Raw genomic sequence first — 16,517 nt, forward strand, 5'->3', positions numbered from 1 at the left:
CGGGCTACCGGAGACACGTGGTGTGTCGTGGCCCGGCACACGCCGGGCCTCGACCGGGTCGGACGCGAAGTCCGACCGGGTACTCTACTGACGTGTACCGGCAGCCATCCACTCCTCCATCATCTCGTCGTAGGGTACGGTGGTTCCCTGCGGCATCTCGTCATCCAGCTTCGCCTTGGGCGCGCCTTCCTGAGACAGCCACTCCTGCGGGTCGCGCTCCTCGTTCAATGCCGGCGGATAGGCTTCGAAAACGTTGGCCCGGGCCAGTCGCATCATGATGTTGTCGATCTCACCAGCCAGGTTGTCGAGCGCTTCCTGAGGCGTGATCTCGCCGCTGACCGCAGGGGCCAGGTTCTGCCACCACAGCGGCGCCATGCGCGGGTAATCGGGCACGTTGGTGGAGGACGGCGTCCAGTTGGACTCGTTGGGACTACGGTAGAATTCCACCAGACCGCCCAGCTTGGGGGCCATCTCGCTCATCTGGTCGGAGAAGATATCGGACTCGCGAATCGGCGTGAGACCGGCCATCAGCTTCTCCAGTGACACGCTCTTGGACACGGCAAACTGGGCGAACAGCCAGGCCGCGGTGCGCCGGTCCTCCGGGGTGGAGTCGAAGAAGGTCCAGGAGCCCACGTCCTGATAACCCACCTTCATGCCCTCTTGCCAGTACGGCCCGGTCGGCGACGGCGCCATGCGCCACTTGGGATTGCCCTCGTCATCGGTAACCGGCAGGCCAGGGTCGGTCATGTCGGCGGTGAAGGCGGTATACCAGAAGATCTGCTGGGCGATGTTGCCCTGCGCAGGCACCGGGCCGGCCTCGCCGAAGGTCATGCCCTGCGCCTCGGGCGGCGCGTACTTGTCCAGCCACTCGACCATCTTGGTCACGGCGAACACCGAGGCCGGTGAGTTGGTCGCTCCGCCGCGGCTGACGCTGGCGCCCACCGGACGGCTCTGTTCGTCGACGCGAATGCCCCAGTCGTCCACCGGGTTGCCGAACGGCACGCCGGGGCTGCCCATGCCGGCCATGGAGAGCCAGGAGTCGTGGAAGCGCCAGCCCAGTGACGGATCGCGGCGCCCGTAGTCCATGTGGCCATAGACCCGCTCACCGTCGATCTCGCCGACGTGCTCGGTGAAGAACTCGGCGATGTCCTCGTACGCGGTCCAGTTGGTCGGTACGCCGAGGTCGTAACCATAGATCTCGCGGAACTGCTCCTGCAGGTCCTCGCGCTGGAACCAGTCGTAGCGGAACCAGTAGAGATTGGCGAACTGCTGGTCGGGTAACTGGTAGAGGTTGCCGTCGGGACCGGTGCCGTACTGCAGACCGATGAAGTCATCGAGATCCAGGGTCGGCAGGGTATAGTCGGCCCACTCGTTCTCCATCGCCTCGGACAGGTTGATCGTGGTGCCGTAGCGGATGTGCGTACCGATGGCGTCCGAGTCGTTGACGTAGGCGTCGTAGATGTTGCGCCCGGTCTGCATCTGGGTCTGCATGTTGTCCACCACATCACCCTCGCCGATGATGTTGTGGGTGACCCGAATGCCGGTCAGCTCCTCGAAGGCCGGCGCCAGCACGTCGCGCTCCCAGACGTGGGTGGTAAGCCCCTCGGCGACGGTATTGATCTCCATGCCGCGGAACGACTCGGCAGCCTTGGCGAACCACAGCAACTCCTCGATCTGCTCCTCACGGGAGAGCGTCGAGTTCTGGAAGTGCTCGTCGACCAGCCGTTCGGCGATGGCACGGGCATCGTCTGTCTGGGCGTGCAGGGCACCGGAGGCGAGCAGCAGACTGCCTACCAGTGCCGTCAGTTGGATCCTATTGTTCTTCATGTTGACCTCGTTCTGCGTGTGGTCGTCATCCTTGACTCGGTTGTCGTCCGTACAACCTTGGTTCAGCCCCAGCGCATCAGCACCAGCAACCAGAGGACGGAGATCCCCAGGGCAAACCAAATCGAGAGCTCGGTGAAGCCGACCGTCACCAAGTGGATATAGGCGGCGGAGAGCAGCCCGATGAAGAGCCGGTCGCCGCGCGTCGTGGCGATCGGCAGGAAACCGCGCCGCTCTACCGTCGGGGAGACCAGCTCCCAAGCCGTCATGCCGAGAAGAATGGCAGCGATCACGGAGAAGAAGATTGCCGTGGGCAGGGTCCAGACCATCCATTCCATTGCGACTTCCTCCCCTTCAGGTACGGCCCAGGGCAAAGCCCTTGGCGATGTGATTACGCACGAAATAGACCACGATGACGCCGGGAATGATGGTGAGCACACCGGCGGCGGCCAGGGTGCCCCAGTCGATCCCCGACGCGGTCGAGGTCCGGGTCATGATCGAGGCGATCGGCTGGGCATTGGTGGCGGTCAATGTGCGCGACAGCAGCAGTTCGACCCACGAGAACATGAACAGGAAGAACAGCGTCACGCCGATTCCCGAGCGAATCATGGGAATGAAGATCTTCACGAAGAACGCCGGGAAGGTGTAACCGTCAATGTAGGCCGTTTCGTCGACTTCCTTGGGAACGCTGCTCATGAAGCCCTCGAGGATCCACACCGCCAGCGGGATGTTGAACAGACAGTGGGCCAGCGCTACGGCAACGTGGGTATCGAATAACCCCACCGAGTAATAGAGCTGGAAATAGGGCAGCAGGAATACCGCCGGCGGCGCCATCAGGTTGGTCAGCAGCCAGAAGAACAGATGCTTGTCGCCGATGAACTTGAAGCGGCTGAAGGCGTAGGCGGCAGGCAGCGCCACCAGAATGCTGATCAGCATGTTCATCAACACATAGGCCAGTGAGTTGACATAGCCCATGTACCAGTTGGCGTCGGTGAAGATGCCGATGTAATTCGCCAGGGTGAGGTTCTGGGGCCAGAACGAAAACGTGCCGAGGATCTCGCTGTTGGACTGCAGCGAAAGGTTGAGCAGCCAGTAGATCGGCAATAGCACGAATACGAGATAGAGCCCGAGCAGCGTGCGGCGACGCCAGCGGACGGTGGCGGAGCGCGCGAGCTTGCGGCGCTTGGCCGACGCCTCGGCGGCTTGTTGACGTACGCTATCGGGCGTGGTCGGTACGGAGCGGGTCATGTCAGGCTCCTCCCTGTGGGGTGTTGTCCTTCTGGCTGTTCATGATCGCGGTGTAGAAGACCCAGCAGACCAGCAGGATGATGAGGAAGTAGATCAGCGAGAAAGCAGCCGATGGCCCGAGGTCACGCTGCCCGATGGCCATGGTGGTCAGCGTCTGGCTGAGGAAGGTGGTGGAGCTGCCCGGCCCACCGCCGGTGAGCACGAACGGCTCGGCATAGATCATGAACGAGTGCATGAAACGCAGCAGCACGCCGATCACCAGGACGTTGGTCAACTTGGGCAACTGGATGTAGCGGAACACGGCCCACTTGGAGGCACGATCGATGCGCGCCGCCTGGTAGTAGGCATCCGGAATCGCTCGCAGGCCGCTGTAGCACAGCAATGCGATCAGTGGCGTCCAATGCCAGACGTCCATGAGGACGATCGTCGCCCAGGCATCGGTGGGGTTGCGAGTAATGTTGTAGGCATAGCCCAGCTCACGGATTCCCACGCCCATCAGGCCGATATCGCCGCGGGTGAAGAGCTGCCAGATGCTGCCGACCACGTTCCAAGGAATCAACAACGGCAGGGTGAGCAGGATCAGCATCGCCGAGGCCTGCCAGCCACGCTTGGGCATCAGCAGGGCGATACCGATGCCCAGCGGTACCTCGATGGCCAGGACGGTAAAGGAAAAGGCAAACTGGCGCAGCAGCGCAGCCTGCAGCGCGCTGTCGTTGAGCATGGTCTCGAACCACTCGGTGCCGGTGAAGAAACGTGTCTGGGCATCGAACACGTCCTGCACCGAATAGTTGACCACCGTCATCAGCGGGATGATGGCCGAGAATGCCACCAGCAGCAGCATGGGCAGGATCAGAAACCAGGCTCGGTTGTTGTAGACCTTGTTCATCGTCCCACCTCCACGCGGAACTCGTCTATGTAAAGGTGCAGAGAGGAATCGGGGAAGCGGACGAACGCTCGGTGCTGCGGTATCGGCTGATCCTCCTCCAGGCGGGCCCGGAACGTCTTGCCGGCGAACGCGAACGACACGATGCGGTAGGTCCCAAGATCCTGAGTGCTGGCGATCTCGATGGGATAGGCTGCCTCGGCCGGCGCGTCCAATACCTCGATGAACTCGGGTCGGATGCCGAGCTTGAGATTGCGCGAACGCGCCTGCTGGATAGCCTTCTGAAGCGCCGGGGGGAGCGTCAGGTCGACGGTACCGGCCCGCGCCCCGCTGTCGGTCCGTGCCACCTCCATGAAATTCATTCCCGGACTGCCAATGAAATAGCCGACGAAGGTGTGCGCAGGCGCCTCGAACAGTTCACGCGGGGTGCCGAATTGCACTACCTGTCCCTCGTACATCACGGCGATCTTGTCGGCGAAGGTCGAGGCCTCCAACTGATCGTGGGTTACGTAGATCATGGTGATGTTGAAGCGCTCGTGAATCTCCTTGAGCTTGCGCCGGAGCTTCCACTTGAGCTGGGGGTCGATCACCGTGAGCGGCTCGTCGAACAGGATCGCCGAGACGTCGTCACGTACCAGTCCGCGCCCCATGGAGACCTTCTGTTTCTCGTCGGCGGTGAGGTTGCGCGCCTTGCGTCGCAGCAGCGGGGTGAGCTCGAGCACCTCGGCCACCTCGTTCACCCGCTCGTTCACCTTGGCCTCGGGCGTGCCCACGTTACGCAGCGGAAAGGCCAGGTTGTCGTACACGGTCATGGTGTCGTAGACCACCGGGAACTGGAACACCTGGGCAATGTTGCGCTCTTCGGGCGGCAGCTCGTTCATGATCTGCTCATCGAACAGCACCTGCCCGTTCGAAGGCGTCAACAGGCCTGAGATGATGTTGAGCAGCGTCGACTTGCCGCAGCCGGAGGGGCCTAGCAAGGCATAGGCCCCGCCCTGGTGCCACACGTGCTCCATCTCGCGAATGGCATAGTCCTCGGGGCCCGAGGGGTTGGGCGAATAACTGTGCGCCAGCGACTTGAGCGTGATCTGGGCCATCAATGCGCTCCTGGCCGTGCCGGAATGTGCACGACATTGCCATGCCGGTCGAAGGCATAGATCTTGTGGGTGGGAAAGTAGACTTTGATGCGCTGGTCGACGCCGAACGCATGCACGCCGGGAAGATGCAGCACCAGGTGGAAGGATTCGTTGTGCACGTGAAGAAAGGTCTCGGCGCCACTGATCTCGGCAATGTCGACCGTCACCTCTATCTCGAGGTCGTCTTCCGCCTGAGGCGTGAGCCCGATATGCGAAGCACGCACGCCGAACTGATACTGGCCGGGCGCCAGCCCCGCCAGATCCTGATTGAGCGGAAAATGCACGCTGCGGTCGAAGGTCACTTCGGCCTCCGACACCGTAGCCGCTACTACATTGATGGGAGGTTCGGAGAACATTTCGGCGGTGAGCACATCACGAGGACGGTGATAGACCTCCTCAGTGGGGCCGTACTGCAGCAGGCGCCCCTCGTGAAGCACTGCGGTGTGTCCACCCAATGCCAGCGCTTCGTTGGGCTCGGTGGTGGCATACACGGCAATGCAGTTGCGAGCCTTGAACAGCTCGCGCAGCTCTTCGCGAAATTCTTCGCGCAGCTTGTAGTCGAGGTTGACCAGTGGTTCATCGAAAAGGATCAGGTCGGCATCCTTGACCAGCGCCCGGCCCATGGCGGTGCGCTGTTGCTGACCGCCGGAGAGTTCCGCAGGGTAGCGATTCAGGAGATGCTCGATATGCAGCATGCTGGCCGTCTCGTGGACCCGCCGACGTATCTCCTCCTGCGACACTCGCGCCAGCTTCAGCGGCGAGGCGATGTTGTCGTAGACCGTGAAGTTTGGGTAATTGATGAACTGCTGGTAGACCATCGAAACGTTGCGCCTGCGCACTGAGGTGCCCGTCACGTCGGTGCCATGCATCAGCACTCTGCCTCGAGTAGGCACCTCGAGACCGGCCATGATTCGCATAAGCGTGGTCTTGCCGGCCAATGTACGTCCCAGCAGGACGTTGAAGGAGCCGGGTGCCAGCTCGAGATTGACGCCCTCGATGTGCGTGGCCCCATTGACCACATGGTCGATATTTTCCAGTATCAATGACATGCTGAGCTCTTTGTCGTCGTTATCGAGTCGTTGGGTAGAGCGGCCAGATCTCGAGACGGCCGGCAAGACGGTCGTGCCATGATCGAAGGGAGTGGGACATGGGTCTCGCCTGTTGTTCTTGTTGATTCGTCATCACTGAGGCGGTGACAAGGGCATGAAGAGTGATTGCCCTCATGTTCGCCAGTGATCGAAAACGAACCCGAAATGTTCGAATTACGATAGCGAGACTAGCCTAGAGCGCATTGAGCAGCAATGCTCATGTTCGAAAAAGCACTTATACCATAGTCTAATTTCGATAACGTACAGACAATAATCCGCCCGCGAGTATCACGGCAGCGCCCCTACGCACTTGCACTTTCGACACTCCCATTCGGTTGCGAAAGAGCCTACCTTGAAGCGCCATCGGGTATGACGCTGACCGGGCCGGCCGAGGGACACGAGCCTCACCCCATCACACGCCGCAACCATGCCCAGGCATAAAGACACCCCGGCACCCAGCCCAGCAGCGTGAGAAGCACGCTAACGATCACACGCCGCCAGCCACCTTGCGCCAGGCCAACGGCCAGGGGCGGCAACAGCACGGCGAGAGTCTGGTAGACGATACGCAGCGCCGCAGACTCCTGCCAGGCTGGCGGCGAAGCTGGTTCTGCGCTGCGTGCCTGACCGGTAACCGGCCCCGCCGTTGCCGGGGGCACATACTGCTCTACTGCCGCATCCGCCTGACGCTGCATTCGCATCGATTCACGAGACGGCTCATGCGCCTCGTGATCGATCTTCTGCTCGATGGTTTCCGCCCCCTCGGCCAGCTCCTCGTGATAGCGCTGCCAGTCCTCCCAATCATAGGGGGTGCCGGCCCGAGGCTGATGCCCGCCGGCTTGGCGCGCACGCTCCCACGCCTTCTCTTCCAGGGTGTTGGGACGCTCCTCGTCCCGGCGACCATCAAGCCCCTTTCTTGCCAGGTATTCGCGCGCGTCCATCACCACCTCCTGCTTTGATCGTGGCGCCCGATTCGCCGGGCCCGAGAATAAAACTAGCCCAGTTCCTATGCTTTGGAGCCCGCCCAGCCTGATCGTGTTCCACTGCCGCGGTACCAGCGATACGAGCGTTGGCCAGGTGTTGAAGCCCCTCCTTATGTTTGGGCCGACTCGACTATGCTGAAAGTGTCCCGCCGAGAGCGTTCGGAACAAGGAGATGCGCCATGCCCCAGAGGGCCCCTACCATCGTTCGCGAAATCATGTCCCGTGATTGCTATCGGGTCACCGGCAACATGTCGATCACGACCCTGGCCGAAGGGCTGGCACTCCACCGCCTGCCGGGCGTGCCGGTCGTCGACGAGCACGACCAGCTGATCGGCTTCATCTCCGAGCAGGATGTACTGGGCAAACTGCTCCAGAGCGCCTATCTCAACGACGAGGCACCTCTAGTGAGGGAGTTGATGCGGAACGAAGTCCTGTCCGTTTCCCCAACCAAGAGCATCACCGACCTGGCCCAGGAAATGCTCGGACAGAAGCCCAAGGTCTATCCGGTAACCGAACAGGGCCGCCTGTGCGGCATCGTGACCCGTCGCGACGTCCTGACGGCCATCCTGCGCATGCGACACCACTGACACCTCACTCGCCCGGCGCAGCCGGGCAGCCGGCATCCTTTGGAGAACGAGCGAGCCCACCGATGGAGCTCGCTCCTCGTCGTGGTAGCTCGCGGTATTGGCACACATAAAAAACCGCCCATGAGGGGATCATGGGCGGCAAGATCGAAACTGCGAGCCAGAGCAACAGTGTTAGCGACTGCCATCGCGCTGTTGCCTGTACCTGTTATGACAGCACCAAGTACAAAAGTTCGCCACTGTTCGTTAATTTTTTTGTCTTCGGGGGAAAACAAGCACTTAGCGGGCGAAGCAAAGGATTTTCCCGGCGCGACTTGCCAAGCCCAAGCCCTTGGTTTTACTATCGAATCCGCGCGCGGGTGTAGCTCAATGGTAGAGCAGAAGCTTCCCAAGCTTAAGACGAGGGTTCGATTCCCTTCACCCGCTCCAGATCCCGCAGCCGCCGTTGCGCCAGCCGGCTCGCCTTTCCCAGCGTGGCTTTCATGGCACTCTTCCTGCTCATCTTTGCCGTTTGCCTGTTCGTCATCGGCGGCATGGTGCTGATTCTGCTGTTCTCGCGTACGCCACGCTATCGCACCGAACCAGAGCAGCTGCTCGAGTTGTTCGACAAGGCATTAGCGAGCCAGGTCGGCGAGAACGAGTGGAATATCGTGATCAACTATCCGATCCGCCACGACGATTACCTCGACGGTGTGAGGCGCCGGGCCCAGCGCCTGATGCAGGAGCATGGCCGCCCCTGGCAGGTCGCCCAAGGCAAGCCCCTGCTCGACAAGACCGGACGCGAGGAACTGGCCGCACTGCGCCATCACCTGGCCTCCCACAAGCGCCTGAGAGAACGTCAGCACCATCAAGCGAAGCGTTGATGGCGCTTCGAGTATGGTAAGCTCCCAAGTGTTAGCCATAGGCGGGAGGCCCCATGTCCAGCGTCATACGCCAGATTCCGCTCGATACCGCCACCCAGCATCACGCGCATGACTTTCATCAGATCGTCATCGGCCTGCAGGGTCGGGCCGAATTCGAGATCGAAGGCCTCGGCGGTGCGATTTCCGCCTTCTCCGGCTGCATCGTGCCCGCCAATCATGTGCACTACTATGTCGGTCAGGGCGAAAACCGCCAGTTGATTCTCGACCTGCCTGCCGATGCGCCCTCGCTCACCGGCTACCACCACGAACTTTCGCGCCTCTTCGATGCGCCGCGTTTCTTCGCCCTGGATACTCCGCTCAAGCACTATCTCGAATTCCTGCTGCTCGAGCAGGGGAACGGCGAGGAAGGCCTGAGCGCCGCTCAAAACGACCGCCTGGCCGCCACCTTCCTCGGTTGCCTGCATGCCAGGCTCGGCGGAACGGCTTCCCCTCCCGGCGTTCGCCGCCTGGATCTGGCCAAGCTCGACCGCTACATCGACCGACACCTGGCCTGCCCCATCGCCGTGGCCGACCTGGCCGCCCAGGCATGCCTCAGCGAGGCCCATTTTCGCAGCCGCTTCCGCGAGCAAACTGGGCTCTCTCCGTGGCAGTACGTGCGTCGCCGGCGCCTGGAAGCGGCACGCCGGTTGCTCGAGGAGAGTCGTATGCCGCTGTCGCAGATCGCCGTGAATACCGGCTTTGCCCACCAGAGCGCCTTGACGCACGCCTTTCGCAGCACGTTCGGCTGCCCGCCGAGCCAACTCCGTCGCGCCGTTCTAGAGCGCTCCGCCCTCGAAGCCACAAACCGTCTACGACATACGACTTAAGTCTAAATTTCAATGGCTCTGCGGCAATCTGCCGCGAAATTCATAAATCCTTCCCGGTTTTTGACAAGCAGCACCGCTCAACCGGCCCTACAGTCAAGGGAGACACACCCATGTTCGGGCGGAGCGCCACGCACATGGCGTTTTGCCGTTCTGGAACGGGTGAATACCCGGGGGACTCCTATGCTCAATGCCGAAACCATGCTGAATGCTGCCACCTGGCAGCAGGATCTCGATAGCCTGTTCTCGCGTATCAGCGAACACTACGTGGTGGATGAAGAAACCTTCGTCAAGGAACTGGTCGATGTACTCAGCGCCGATAACGAGGACTGCCGGCGCATTGCAGGCAAGACCGCCGAGCTGGTCCGCGAGGTGCGCGAGATGGACACGGCGGTCGACACGATCGACCAGCTTCTGCAGCAGTACAGCCTCGACACCCATGAAGGCCTGATGCTGATGTGCCTGGCCGAAGCCATGCTGCGCATTCCGGATACGGCCACTGCCGACGCCCTGATCGAGGACAAGCTCGGCCCCGCCGACTGGAAGGCCCATGTCGGTCAGAGCGATTCCTGGCTGGTCAACGCCTCCACCTGGGGGCTGCTGATGACCGGTCACGTGGTCACCCTCGACAAGCCGCGCGACGGCAAGCCCTCGGGCTTCATCAACCGCATGGTCAATCGCATGGGTGAGCCGGTGATCCGTCGCGCCATGTACGAGGCGATGAAGATCATGGGCAAGCAGTTCGTGCTTGGCCGTGACATCGACGAGGCCTTGAAGCGCTCCCGCCCGCTGTTCGACAAGGGCTACACCTACTCCTACGACATGCTGGGCGAAGCGGCACGCACGCGGGCCGACGCCAAGCGCTACTTCGACGACTACGCCAATGCCATCCAGCGGGTCGGCCTGACCAGCACCAAGCTCACTGCACGTACCCCGGCGCCTTCCGTATCGATCAAGCTCTCGGCACTGCACCCACGCTACGAGTTCGGCCGTCGCGAGCAGGTCCTGCGCGAACTAGCGGGCAGCGTGCGCGAACTGGTGGTCATGGCCCGCGAGCGCAACGTGGCGCTGACCATCGACGCCGAGGAGGTGGATCGCCTGGAGCTGTCGCTGGAGGTGTTCCGCGCCGTCTATGAAAGCGATGCCTGCAAGGGCTGGGGCCACTTCGGGCTGGTGGTCCAGGCCTACTCCAAACGCGCCCTGCCGGTGCTGCACTACCTCAATCGCCTGGCCGAGAGCCAGGGTGACGAGATTCCCGTGCGCCTGGTCAAGGGAGCGTACTGGGACAGCGAAATCAAGGAGTCTCAGCAACTCGGCGTCGAGGGCTACCCAGTCTATACCCGTAAGGCGTGCACCGACGTGGCCTATCTGGTCTGCGCCCGCTTCCTGCTGTCCGACCAGACTCGAGGCCGCATCTTCCCGCAGTTCGCCACCCATAACGCTCATACCATCAGCACCATTCTGGAGATGGCCGACGAGGCCACCCGCCCCTTCGAGTTTCAGCGTCTGCACGGCATGGGCGAGGCACTCTACGATGCGGCCCTCAAGCGTGCGCCCAAGGGCACCTACTGCCGCATCTATGCACCGGTGGGCGCACACAAGGACCTGCTGCCCTATCTGGTGCGCCGGTTGCTGGAGAACGGCGCCAATTCCTCGTTCGTGCACCAGTTGGTCGACCCCAAGGTGCCGGTGGAAACGCTGTGCGTGCATCCGGTGGAGACGCTGGGCCAATACCGCACCTTCTCCAACCCGCGGATACCGATGCCCAAGGATATCTACGGCGAAAAACGACGCAACTCAAGGGGAGTCAACCTCAACGTGCGCAGCCATTATGAACCGCTGATGAAGGCCATGTCGGACTTCATGGAGCGCAGCTACGACGTACGCCCCCTCTTGGCCTTCGATGTGGAACCCGACCCGGCCAACGTGCATGAGGTGTTCAGCCCCTACGATCGCCGCCAACGGGTCGGCAGCGTGCAGTGGACCAGCCGCGACCAGGCCGCCCGCGCGGTAGATGCCGCCTGGGCCGCATTCCCGCGCTGGGAAGCCACGCCGGTCGCCGAGCGCGCCGCCATCATTCGCCGCCTGGGCGACCTGATGGAAGAGAATCTGGCCGAGTTGATGACGCTGTGTTCCCGCGAGGGCGGCAAGCTGCTCACCGATGGCGTCGACGAGATTCGTGAAGCCGTGGACTTCTGCCGTTACTACGCCATGCGTGCCGAGGAGCAATTCGGCGAGCCGCTCGAGCTGCCCGGCCCCACCGGCGAGTCGAACCGCCTGATGCTGAGCGGCAAGGGCGTGTTCGCCGCTATCAGCCCGTGGAATTTCCCCGTGGCGATCTTCTGCGGCCAGATGGTGGCAGCAGCCGTGTCCGGCAACAGCGTGCTGGCCAAGCCCGCCGAGCAGACATCCATCGTCGCGCATCGCGTGGTCGAACTGCTCCATGAAGCCGGCATGCCACGTGACGTGGTACAGCTGCTGCCGGGCGACGGCCCCACCGTGGGCAGCGTGCTCACCTCGGACCCGCGCATCACCGGCGTTGCCTTCACCGGCGGTACCGATACCGCCCAGATCATCAACCGCGCCCTGGCCGCCCGCGAAAACGCCCCGCTGCCCGCCCTGGTCGCCGAGACCGGCGGCATGAACGCGCTGATCGTCGATTCCACCGCCCTGCCGGAGCAGGTCGTCGCCGACGTGATCCAGTCTGCCTACCAGAGCGCCGGCCAGCGCTGCAGCGCGCTACGCGTGCTCTACCTGCAGGACGACGTGGCCGACCGTGTCATCGAGATCCTGCGCGGCGCCATGGACGAGCTCCACGTGGGCGACCCTCGCGACCTGGGTACCGACGTGGGCCCAGTGATCGACGAGGATGCGCGCAAGAACCTGCTGGCCCACATCGAGAAGCTCAAGAGCGAGGGACGCCTGCTGGCCGAAACCCGCCTGGATTCGGCCCATACCGCCCATGGCACCTTCGTGCCGCCGGTCGCCTTCAGCATCGATTCCATCGACGCCCTCGAGCGGGAACAGTTCGGCCCGGTGCTGCACGTGGTGCGGTACAAGGCCAGCGAGATCGAGCAGGTGCTGGAGTCGATCAACGCCAAGGGTTACGGGCTGACATTCGGCGTTCATAGCCGTAATGAATCGTTCGCACAGCTCGTTGCACAGAAGATTCGCGTTGGAAACGTGTACATAAACCGGAATATCATCGGCGCCGTCGTAGGCGTTCAGCCGTTCGGCGGCCAGGGACTTTCCGGCACCGGACCCAAGGCAGGCGGGCCGCACTACCTGCTGCGTTTCGCCACGGAAAAGACCGTGACCGTCAATACCGCCGCACTGGGCGGCAATGCGTCACTGCTTGCGCTGGGAGACGAGTGACAAGGCTCGTCTGGCAACACAAGAACATTGAAGGAATCCCCAAATGGTTGAAAACAACATGGCTATCGGCTTCACCTTCGCGGTGTACCTCCTAGTGATGCTGGGCATCGGTATCATTGCCTACAAGCGCACCACCAATCTCTCCGACTACATCCTCGGCGGCCGCTCGCTCGGCCCCTGGACTTCGGCGATCTCCGCCGGCGCTTCGGACATGTCGGGCTGGCTGCTGCTCGGCCTGCCCGGCGCTGCCTATGTCAGTGGCATTTCGGCGAGTTGGATCGCCATCGGCCTGCTGGTCGGCACCTGGCTCAACTGGCTGATCGTGGCGCGCCGTCTGCGCCTGTACAGCTTCAAGGTCAGCGACGCCCTGACCCTGCCCGAATACTTTGCCAACCGCTTCCGCGACAACTCACAGCTGCTGCGAGTCATCTCGGCGGTGTTCATTCTGATGTTCTTCCTCTTCTACACCAGCTCCGGCCTGGTCGCTGGCGGTCGACTGTTCGAGACGGTTTTCGGTCTCGACTATACCGTAGCCGTCACGATCGGCACTCTGACCATCATCTCCTACACCTTCATCGGTGGCTTCCTGGCGGTCTCCTGGACCGACCTGATCCAGGGTCTGATGATGGCGGCGGCACTGGCCATCGTACCGATCATCGCCTTCAGCGACCTGGGCGGCACCAGCGGCGCCGGCGCCGCACTCGCCGCGGAGAGCGAGTCCATGCTCGCTTGGTTCCGCGACGCCTCCACCGGCGAAGCGCTAACCTTCATGGGCATCGTCAGCTCGCTGGCCTGGGGCTTGGGTTACTTCGGCCAACCGCACATCCTGGCACGCTTCGCCGCCATTCGCAGCGATCGGGATATCCCCGCCGCCCGCCGCATCGCGGTGACCTGGACTGCCATCGGCCTGGTCAGTTCGGTCGCCGTAGGCCTGCTCGGGGTGGGCTTCGTGCAGCGTGACCTGGCCGACGGCGAGACCGTGTTCATGATCATGGTCAACCTGATTTTCCACCCGGTGATCGCCGGCATCCTGCTTGCTGCCATCTTGGCCGCGATCATGTCCACCGCCGATTCGCAGCTGCTGGTCTCCTCCTCGGCACTGACCGATGACTTCTACAAGGCAATCTTCCGTAAGGATGCCAGTCAGACCGAGCTGGTGTGGATCGGGCGACTGGCCGTGGTCGCCATTGCAGTCATCGCCTACCTGCTGGCGCTCAACCCCGATGCCACCGTGCTCGACCTGGTAGCCTACGCCTGGGCCGGCTTCGGTGCGGCCTTCGGCCCGGCGCTGATCATGTCGCTCTACTGGCGCCGCATGAACAAGTGGGGGGCGCTGGCCGGCATCGTGGTCGGCGGCGTCACCGTGGTGGTCTGGGCCGAGCTGTCCGGCGGCATCTTCGACCTCTACGAGATCGTGCCTGGCGTCATCCTCGCCTATATCGCCATCGTGGTGGCGAGCCTGGCCACCGAGGAGCCGGACCTGCGCGTAACCGCCGACTTCGATACCTTCGAAGAAGCGTAACCGCTCGGCACTAAAATGCACCGAGAAAGCCGCCTGCGGGCGGCTTTCTCGTTGTCGTTCAGGCCAACCAGAACGCGCGTATCACCACCAACAGAGCAAAGGTCGCCAGCGCCACCAGGCTCACCGGTGGAGCAGTCGCACACCTCAGCCAGTGGCGGCGGAACTCGAGCCCCAGCGGCTGCATGAAGGCTGCGCCCAGTGCCCAAACCCCCAGCCCGATGGCAGGCATGCGCAGGAACATCGGCAGCCCGCTGAGCAGCTCGGGACGCATCAGCAACCATAGCGCCAATGCAGCAGCTACCAGCATGGCGGCCAGCGGAAGCCACATCGGACGACCCTGAACCTCTGTTCGCATCTTGCCTTCTCCTTTAATGCGCTTACACAAGACTTAGCCCTTCGTCTCCCCCTGCGCCATGTTGCGCCACAGCAATAGTTATACACCTCTCTGCACATTGTTTGTCATATTCAAGACGGCGAAATTAGGCAACCCTGGGATTGCATCAATCAATCAGCGCTATATGGCCGATAACAAAATTAAACAGGACTTTTAGAAACACCGTTCTTATACTCCTCAGTGTCCAATCTCGCCGGAACTCCGGCCAGCTGAAAACCTGGAGGAAACGCTTTATGAAACCGATTCGTCTGATTCCCGTGGTTGCCCTTGCTGCCGGCTCCCTGTTCGCCAGCCAGGCGGTCCTGGCCTATGGCGCCGGCGATGTCTTCGTGCGTGGCGGTTTCGCCAAGTCCGAGCCGAGTTCCGATAATGGCCAAGTCGCCGGGCAGGACCTTTCCATCGATGATTCCAACGGTTTCACTTTCGGTGCCGGCTACCTGTTCCATGACAAGATCGGCATCGAACTGAACAGCTCCGAAAAGATCGAGCACGATCTCGCGCTTGATGGCGCCGGTGCCGGCACCATCGACCGCATGCCAGTCAATCTGCTGGTGAACTACTACCCGCTGGGCGGGCTGGATTCCAAAGTGCAGCCGTACGTGGGTGCCGGGGTGAACTACACCCGCTTCTCCGGCGAGCCGGATGGCATCAACGCTGACAATAGCTATGGCGCTGCCGGCCAAGTCGGGATCGATCTCGCCATCACGGATAATCTGATGCTGAATGGCTTCGCCAATTATGCCGAAGTGCACTCTGACATCTCAGCGGGTGGCAGCGAGACTGAAGTCAAAGTCGACCCCGTAACAGTGGGCGGCGGCGTGACCTACCGCTTCTGAGCCTTGCGTAGCTGGCAACGCGTCAGTGCGCAAACGCCGGGCGACTTGCCCGGCGTTCTTCGTTTGCCACCCCTGACTGTCCGCTTTTGCCGCATAAGCAACATCCAAAATACCTCTTTAGTTTCAGAAACAACTATTGTCGTGGGTCAATAACCTGCCGCCAGGCACTGAGTAGACTGGCTTCGTTTCGTAAGCAGCTCAGGCTGCCCCTCTGCAAACGACAGGAGTCGACCCATGCATAAGCCTTCACTCCCTACTCTCTTAGGCGCAGGCCTGACAGCCACTGCCCTTCTCGCAAGCAGCCAGGCGCTCGCCTATAACCAGGGCGATTTCATTACCCGCGTGGGCGTCGCCCATGTCGATCCCAAGAGCGACAACGGCAGCCTGGCCAATGATGCCATCGACGTTGAGGTCGATAGTGACACCAACCTGGGCTTTACCCTGGCTTACCTGTTCCATGACAAGCTCGGCGTCGAGCTGCTGGCGGCACTGCCGTTCAAGCACGACATCCAGCTCAATGGCGTCGAGGCCGCTTCAACCAAGCACCTTCCCCCTACTCTGACCCTGCAGTACTACCCGCTGGGCGGCACCGACAACCAGATCCAGCCCTACGCCGGTATCGGACTCAACTATACCCACTTCTTCGATGAATCGACCGAACTGGGCGACCTTGAGCTGGACAGTTCCTGGGGCCTGGCTGGCCAGCTCGGCATCGACGTGCGTCTCGATGATAGCTGGGGCGTAAACGCTGCCGCCTGGTACGTCGATATCGATACCGACGCCAGTCTTGATGGTGCCGACCTCGGCACGGTCAATATCGACCCTTGGGTCTTCATGGCTGGCATCAGCTACCGATTCTGAGCGATGACTGACGCTGCGAGGCCCACCGAAGAGTGGGCCTCGTATGTTTCCGGCCACCCA

At 62.1% G+C, this 16,517-nt stretch carries 15 protein-coding genes and 1 tRNA gene; 8 read left to right on the forward strand and 8 right to left on the reverse strand.

The window, feature by feature from the left end:
- Positions 1-84: 84 nt before the first annotated feature.
- From KPL81_RS11155 to KPL81_RS11185, 7 genes are all read right to left on the reverse strand, one after another.
- Positions 85-1,827, reverse strand: coding sequence for an ABC transporter substrate-binding protein (locus KPL81_RS11155; RefSeq protein WP_209473223.1), 1,743 nt, complete (start codon positions 1,825-1,827; stop codon positions 85-87).
- A gap of 62 nt (positions 1,828-1,889) precedes the next feature.
- Complete coding sequence (locus KPL81_RS11160) at positions 1,890-2,162, reverse strand: DUF2160 domain-containing protein (RefSeq protein ID WP_104201682.1); 273 nt, start codon at positions 2,160-2,162, stop codon at positions 1,890-1,892.
- Positions 2,163-2,178: 16 nt separating this feature from the next.
- Positions 2,179-3,072 carry a carbohydrate ABC transporter permease gene (locus KPL81_RS11165; RefSeq protein WP_209473225.1) on the reverse strand — a complete coding sequence of 298 codons (894 nt, stop codon included), beginning with the start codon at positions 3,070-3,072 and terminating at the stop codon, positions 2,179-2,181.
- 1 nt (position 3,073) lies between these two features.
- Positions 3,074-3,958, reverse strand: a complete 885-nt coding sequence (locus KPL81_RS11170) for a carbohydrate ABC transporter permease (RefSeq protein WP_209473227.1) — start codon at positions 3,956-3,958, stop codon at positions 3,074-3,076.
- Positions 3,955-5,052 (reverse strand): ABC transporter ATP-binding protein, encoded by a 1,098-nt coding sequence (locus tag KPL81_RS11175; protein ID WP_209473229.1) that lies wholly within the window; start codon positions 5,050-5,052, stop codon positions 3,955-3,957. Before KPL81_RS11175 ends, KPL81_RS11170 begins: the two co-directional genes overlap by 4 nt.
- Entirely contained in the window at positions 5,052-6,140 is a 1,089-nt protein-coding gene (locus tag KPL81_RS11180) for an ABC transporter ATP-binding protein (RefSeq protein ID WP_219792099.1), read from the reverse strand. Before KPL81_RS11180 ends, KPL81_RS11175 begins: the two co-directional genes overlap by 1 nt.
- A 443-nt stretch (positions 6,141-6,583) precedes the next feature.
- Positions 6,584-7,117 (reverse strand): YqaE/Pmp3 family membrane protein, encoded by a 534-nt coding sequence (locus tag KPL81_RS11185; protein WP_219792101.1) that lies wholly within the window; start codon positions 7,115-7,117, stop codon positions 6,584-6,586.
- Positions 7,118-7,338: 221 nt separating this feature from the next.
- On the opposite strand from KPL81_RS11185, the gene KPL81_RS11190 reads away from it, so the two are divergent.
- From KPL81_RS11190 to putP, 6 genes are all read left to right on the forward strand, one after another.
- Complete coding sequence (locus KPL81_RS11190; RefSeq protein ID WP_209473235.1) at positions 7,339-7,746, forward strand: CBS domain-containing protein; 408 nt, start codon at positions 7,339-7,341, stop codon at positions 7,744-7,746.
- A 352-nt stretch (positions 7,747-8,098) separates the two neighbouring features.
- Positions 8,099-8,172: transfer RNA gene (locus tag KPL81_RS11195), tRNA-Gly, on the forward strand.
- A 53-nt stretch (positions 8,173-8,225) separates the two neighbouring features.
- A complete protein-coding gene (locus tag KPL81_RS11200) occupies positions 8,226-8,606 on the forward strand; it encodes a hypothetical protein (protein ID WP_219792103.1) in 381 nt (126 codons plus the stop codon).
- 53 nt (positions 8,607-8,659) lie between these two features.
- A complete protein-coding gene (locus tag KPL81_RS11205; RefSeq protein ID WP_219792105.1) occupies positions 8,660-9,472 on the forward strand; it encodes an AraC family transcriptional regulator in 813 nt (270 codons plus the stop codon).
- 180 nt (positions 9,473-9,652) lie between these two features.
- Positions 9,653-12,844, forward strand: a complete 3,192-nt coding sequence (putA, locus tag KPL81_RS11210) for a bifunctional proline dehydrogenase/L-glutamate gamma-semialdehyde dehydrogenase PutA (RefSeq protein ID WP_219792107.1) — start codon at positions 9,653-9,655, stop codon at positions 12,842-12,844.
- 43 nt (positions 12,845-12,887) lie between these two features.
- Entirely contained in the window at positions 12,888-14,366 is a 1,479-nt protein-coding gene (putP, locus tag KPL81_RS11215) for a sodium/proline symporter PutP (RefSeq protein WP_209473243.1), read from the forward strand.
- Between the two features lie 58 nt (positions 14,367-14,424).
- Here putP and KPL81_RS11220 read toward each other — a convergent pair whose 3' ends face one another.
- Positions 14,425-14,721 carry a hypothetical protein gene (locus KPL81_RS11220; protein WP_209473245.1) on the reverse strand — a complete coding sequence of 99 codons (297 nt, stop codon included), beginning with the start codon at positions 14,719-14,721 and terminating at the stop codon, positions 14,425-14,427.
- Between the two features lie 272 nt (positions 14,722-14,993).
- Between KPL81_RS11220 and KPL81_RS11225 the strand changes: the two genes are divergently transcribed.
- Positions 14,994-15,596, forward strand: a complete 603-nt coding sequence (locus KPL81_RS11225; protein ID WP_209473247.1) for an OmpW/AlkL family protein — start codon at positions 14,994-14,996, stop codon at positions 15,594-15,596.
- A gap of 234 nt (positions 15,597-15,830) precedes the next feature.
- Positions 15,831-16,457 (forward strand): OmpW/AlkL family protein, encoded by a 627-nt coding sequence (locus tag KPL81_RS11230; protein ID WP_209473249.1) that lies wholly within the window; start codon positions 15,831-15,833, stop codon positions 16,455-16,457.
- Positions 16,458-16,517 lie beyond the last annotated feature (60 nt).

Origin of the sequence: Billgrantia antri (assembly GCF_019430905.1) — a bacterium.
Classification (GTDB): domain Bacteria; phylum Pseudomonadota; class Gammaproteobacteria; order Pseudomonadales; family Halomonadaceae; genus Halomonas; species Halomonas antri.

Excerpts from the sequence above, each read along its gene's own strand:
- KPL81_RS11155 (WP_209473223.1), bottom strand. The coding sequence starts at position 1,827 with ATGAAGAACAATAGGATCCAACTGACGGCACTGGTAGGCAGTCTGCTG.
- KPL81_RS11160 (WP_104201682.1), bottom strand. The coding sequence starts at position 2,162 with ATGGAATGGATGGTCTGGACCCTGCCCACGGCAATCTTCTTCTCCGTG.
- KPL81_RS11165 (WP_209473225.1), bottom strand. The coding sequence starts at position 3,072 with ATGACCCGCTCCGTACCGACCACGCCCGATAGCGTACGTCAACAAGCC.
- KPL81_RS11170 (WP_209473227.1), bottom strand. The coding sequence starts at position 3,958 with ATGAACAAGGTCTACAACAACCGAGCCTGGTTTCTGATCCTGCCCATG.
- KPL81_RS11175 (WP_209473229.1), bottom strand. The coding sequence starts at position 5,052 with ATGGCCCAGATCACGCTCAAGTCGCTGGCGCACAGTTATTCGCCCAAC.
- KPL81_RS11180 (WP_219792099.1), bottom strand. The coding sequence starts at position 6,140 with ATGTCATTGATACTGGAAAATATCGACCATGTGGTCAATGGGGCCACG.
- KPL81_RS11185 (WP_219792101.1), bottom strand. The coding sequence starts at position 7,117 with ATGGACGCGCGCGAATACCTGGCAAGAAAGGGGCTTGATGGTCGCCGG.
- KPL81_RS11190 (WP_209473235.1), top strand. The coding sequence starts at position 7,339 with ATGCCCCAGAGGGCCCCTACCATCGTTCGCGAAATCATGTCCCGTGAT.
- KPL81_RS11200 (WP_219792103.1), top strand. The coding sequence starts at position 8,226 with ATGGCACTCTTCCTGCTCATCTTTGCCGTTTGCCTGTTCGTCATCGGC.
- KPL81_RS11205 (WP_219792105.1), top strand. The coding sequence starts at position 8,660 with ATGTCCAGCGTCATACGCCAGATTCCGCTCGATACCGCCACCCAGCAT.
- putA (WP_219792107.1), top strand. The coding sequence starts at position 9,653 with ATGCTCAATGCCGAAACCATGCTGAATGCTGCCACCTGGCAGCAGGAT.
- putP (WP_209473243.1), top strand. The coding sequence starts at position 12,888 with ATGGTTGAAAACAACATGGCTATCGGCTTCACCTTCGCGGTGTACCTC.
- KPL81_RS11220 (WP_209473245.1), bottom strand. The coding sequence starts at position 14,721 with ATGCGAACAGAGGTTCAGGGTCGTCCGATGTGGCTTCCGCTGGCCGCC.
- KPL81_RS11225 (WP_209473247.1), top strand. The coding sequence starts at position 14,994 with ATGAAACCGATTCGTCTGATTCCCGTGGTTGCCCTTGCTGCCGGCTCC.
- KPL81_RS11230 (WP_209473249.1), top strand. The coding sequence starts at position 15,831 with ATGCATAAGCCTTCACTCCCTACTCTCTTAGGCGCAGGCCTGACAGCC.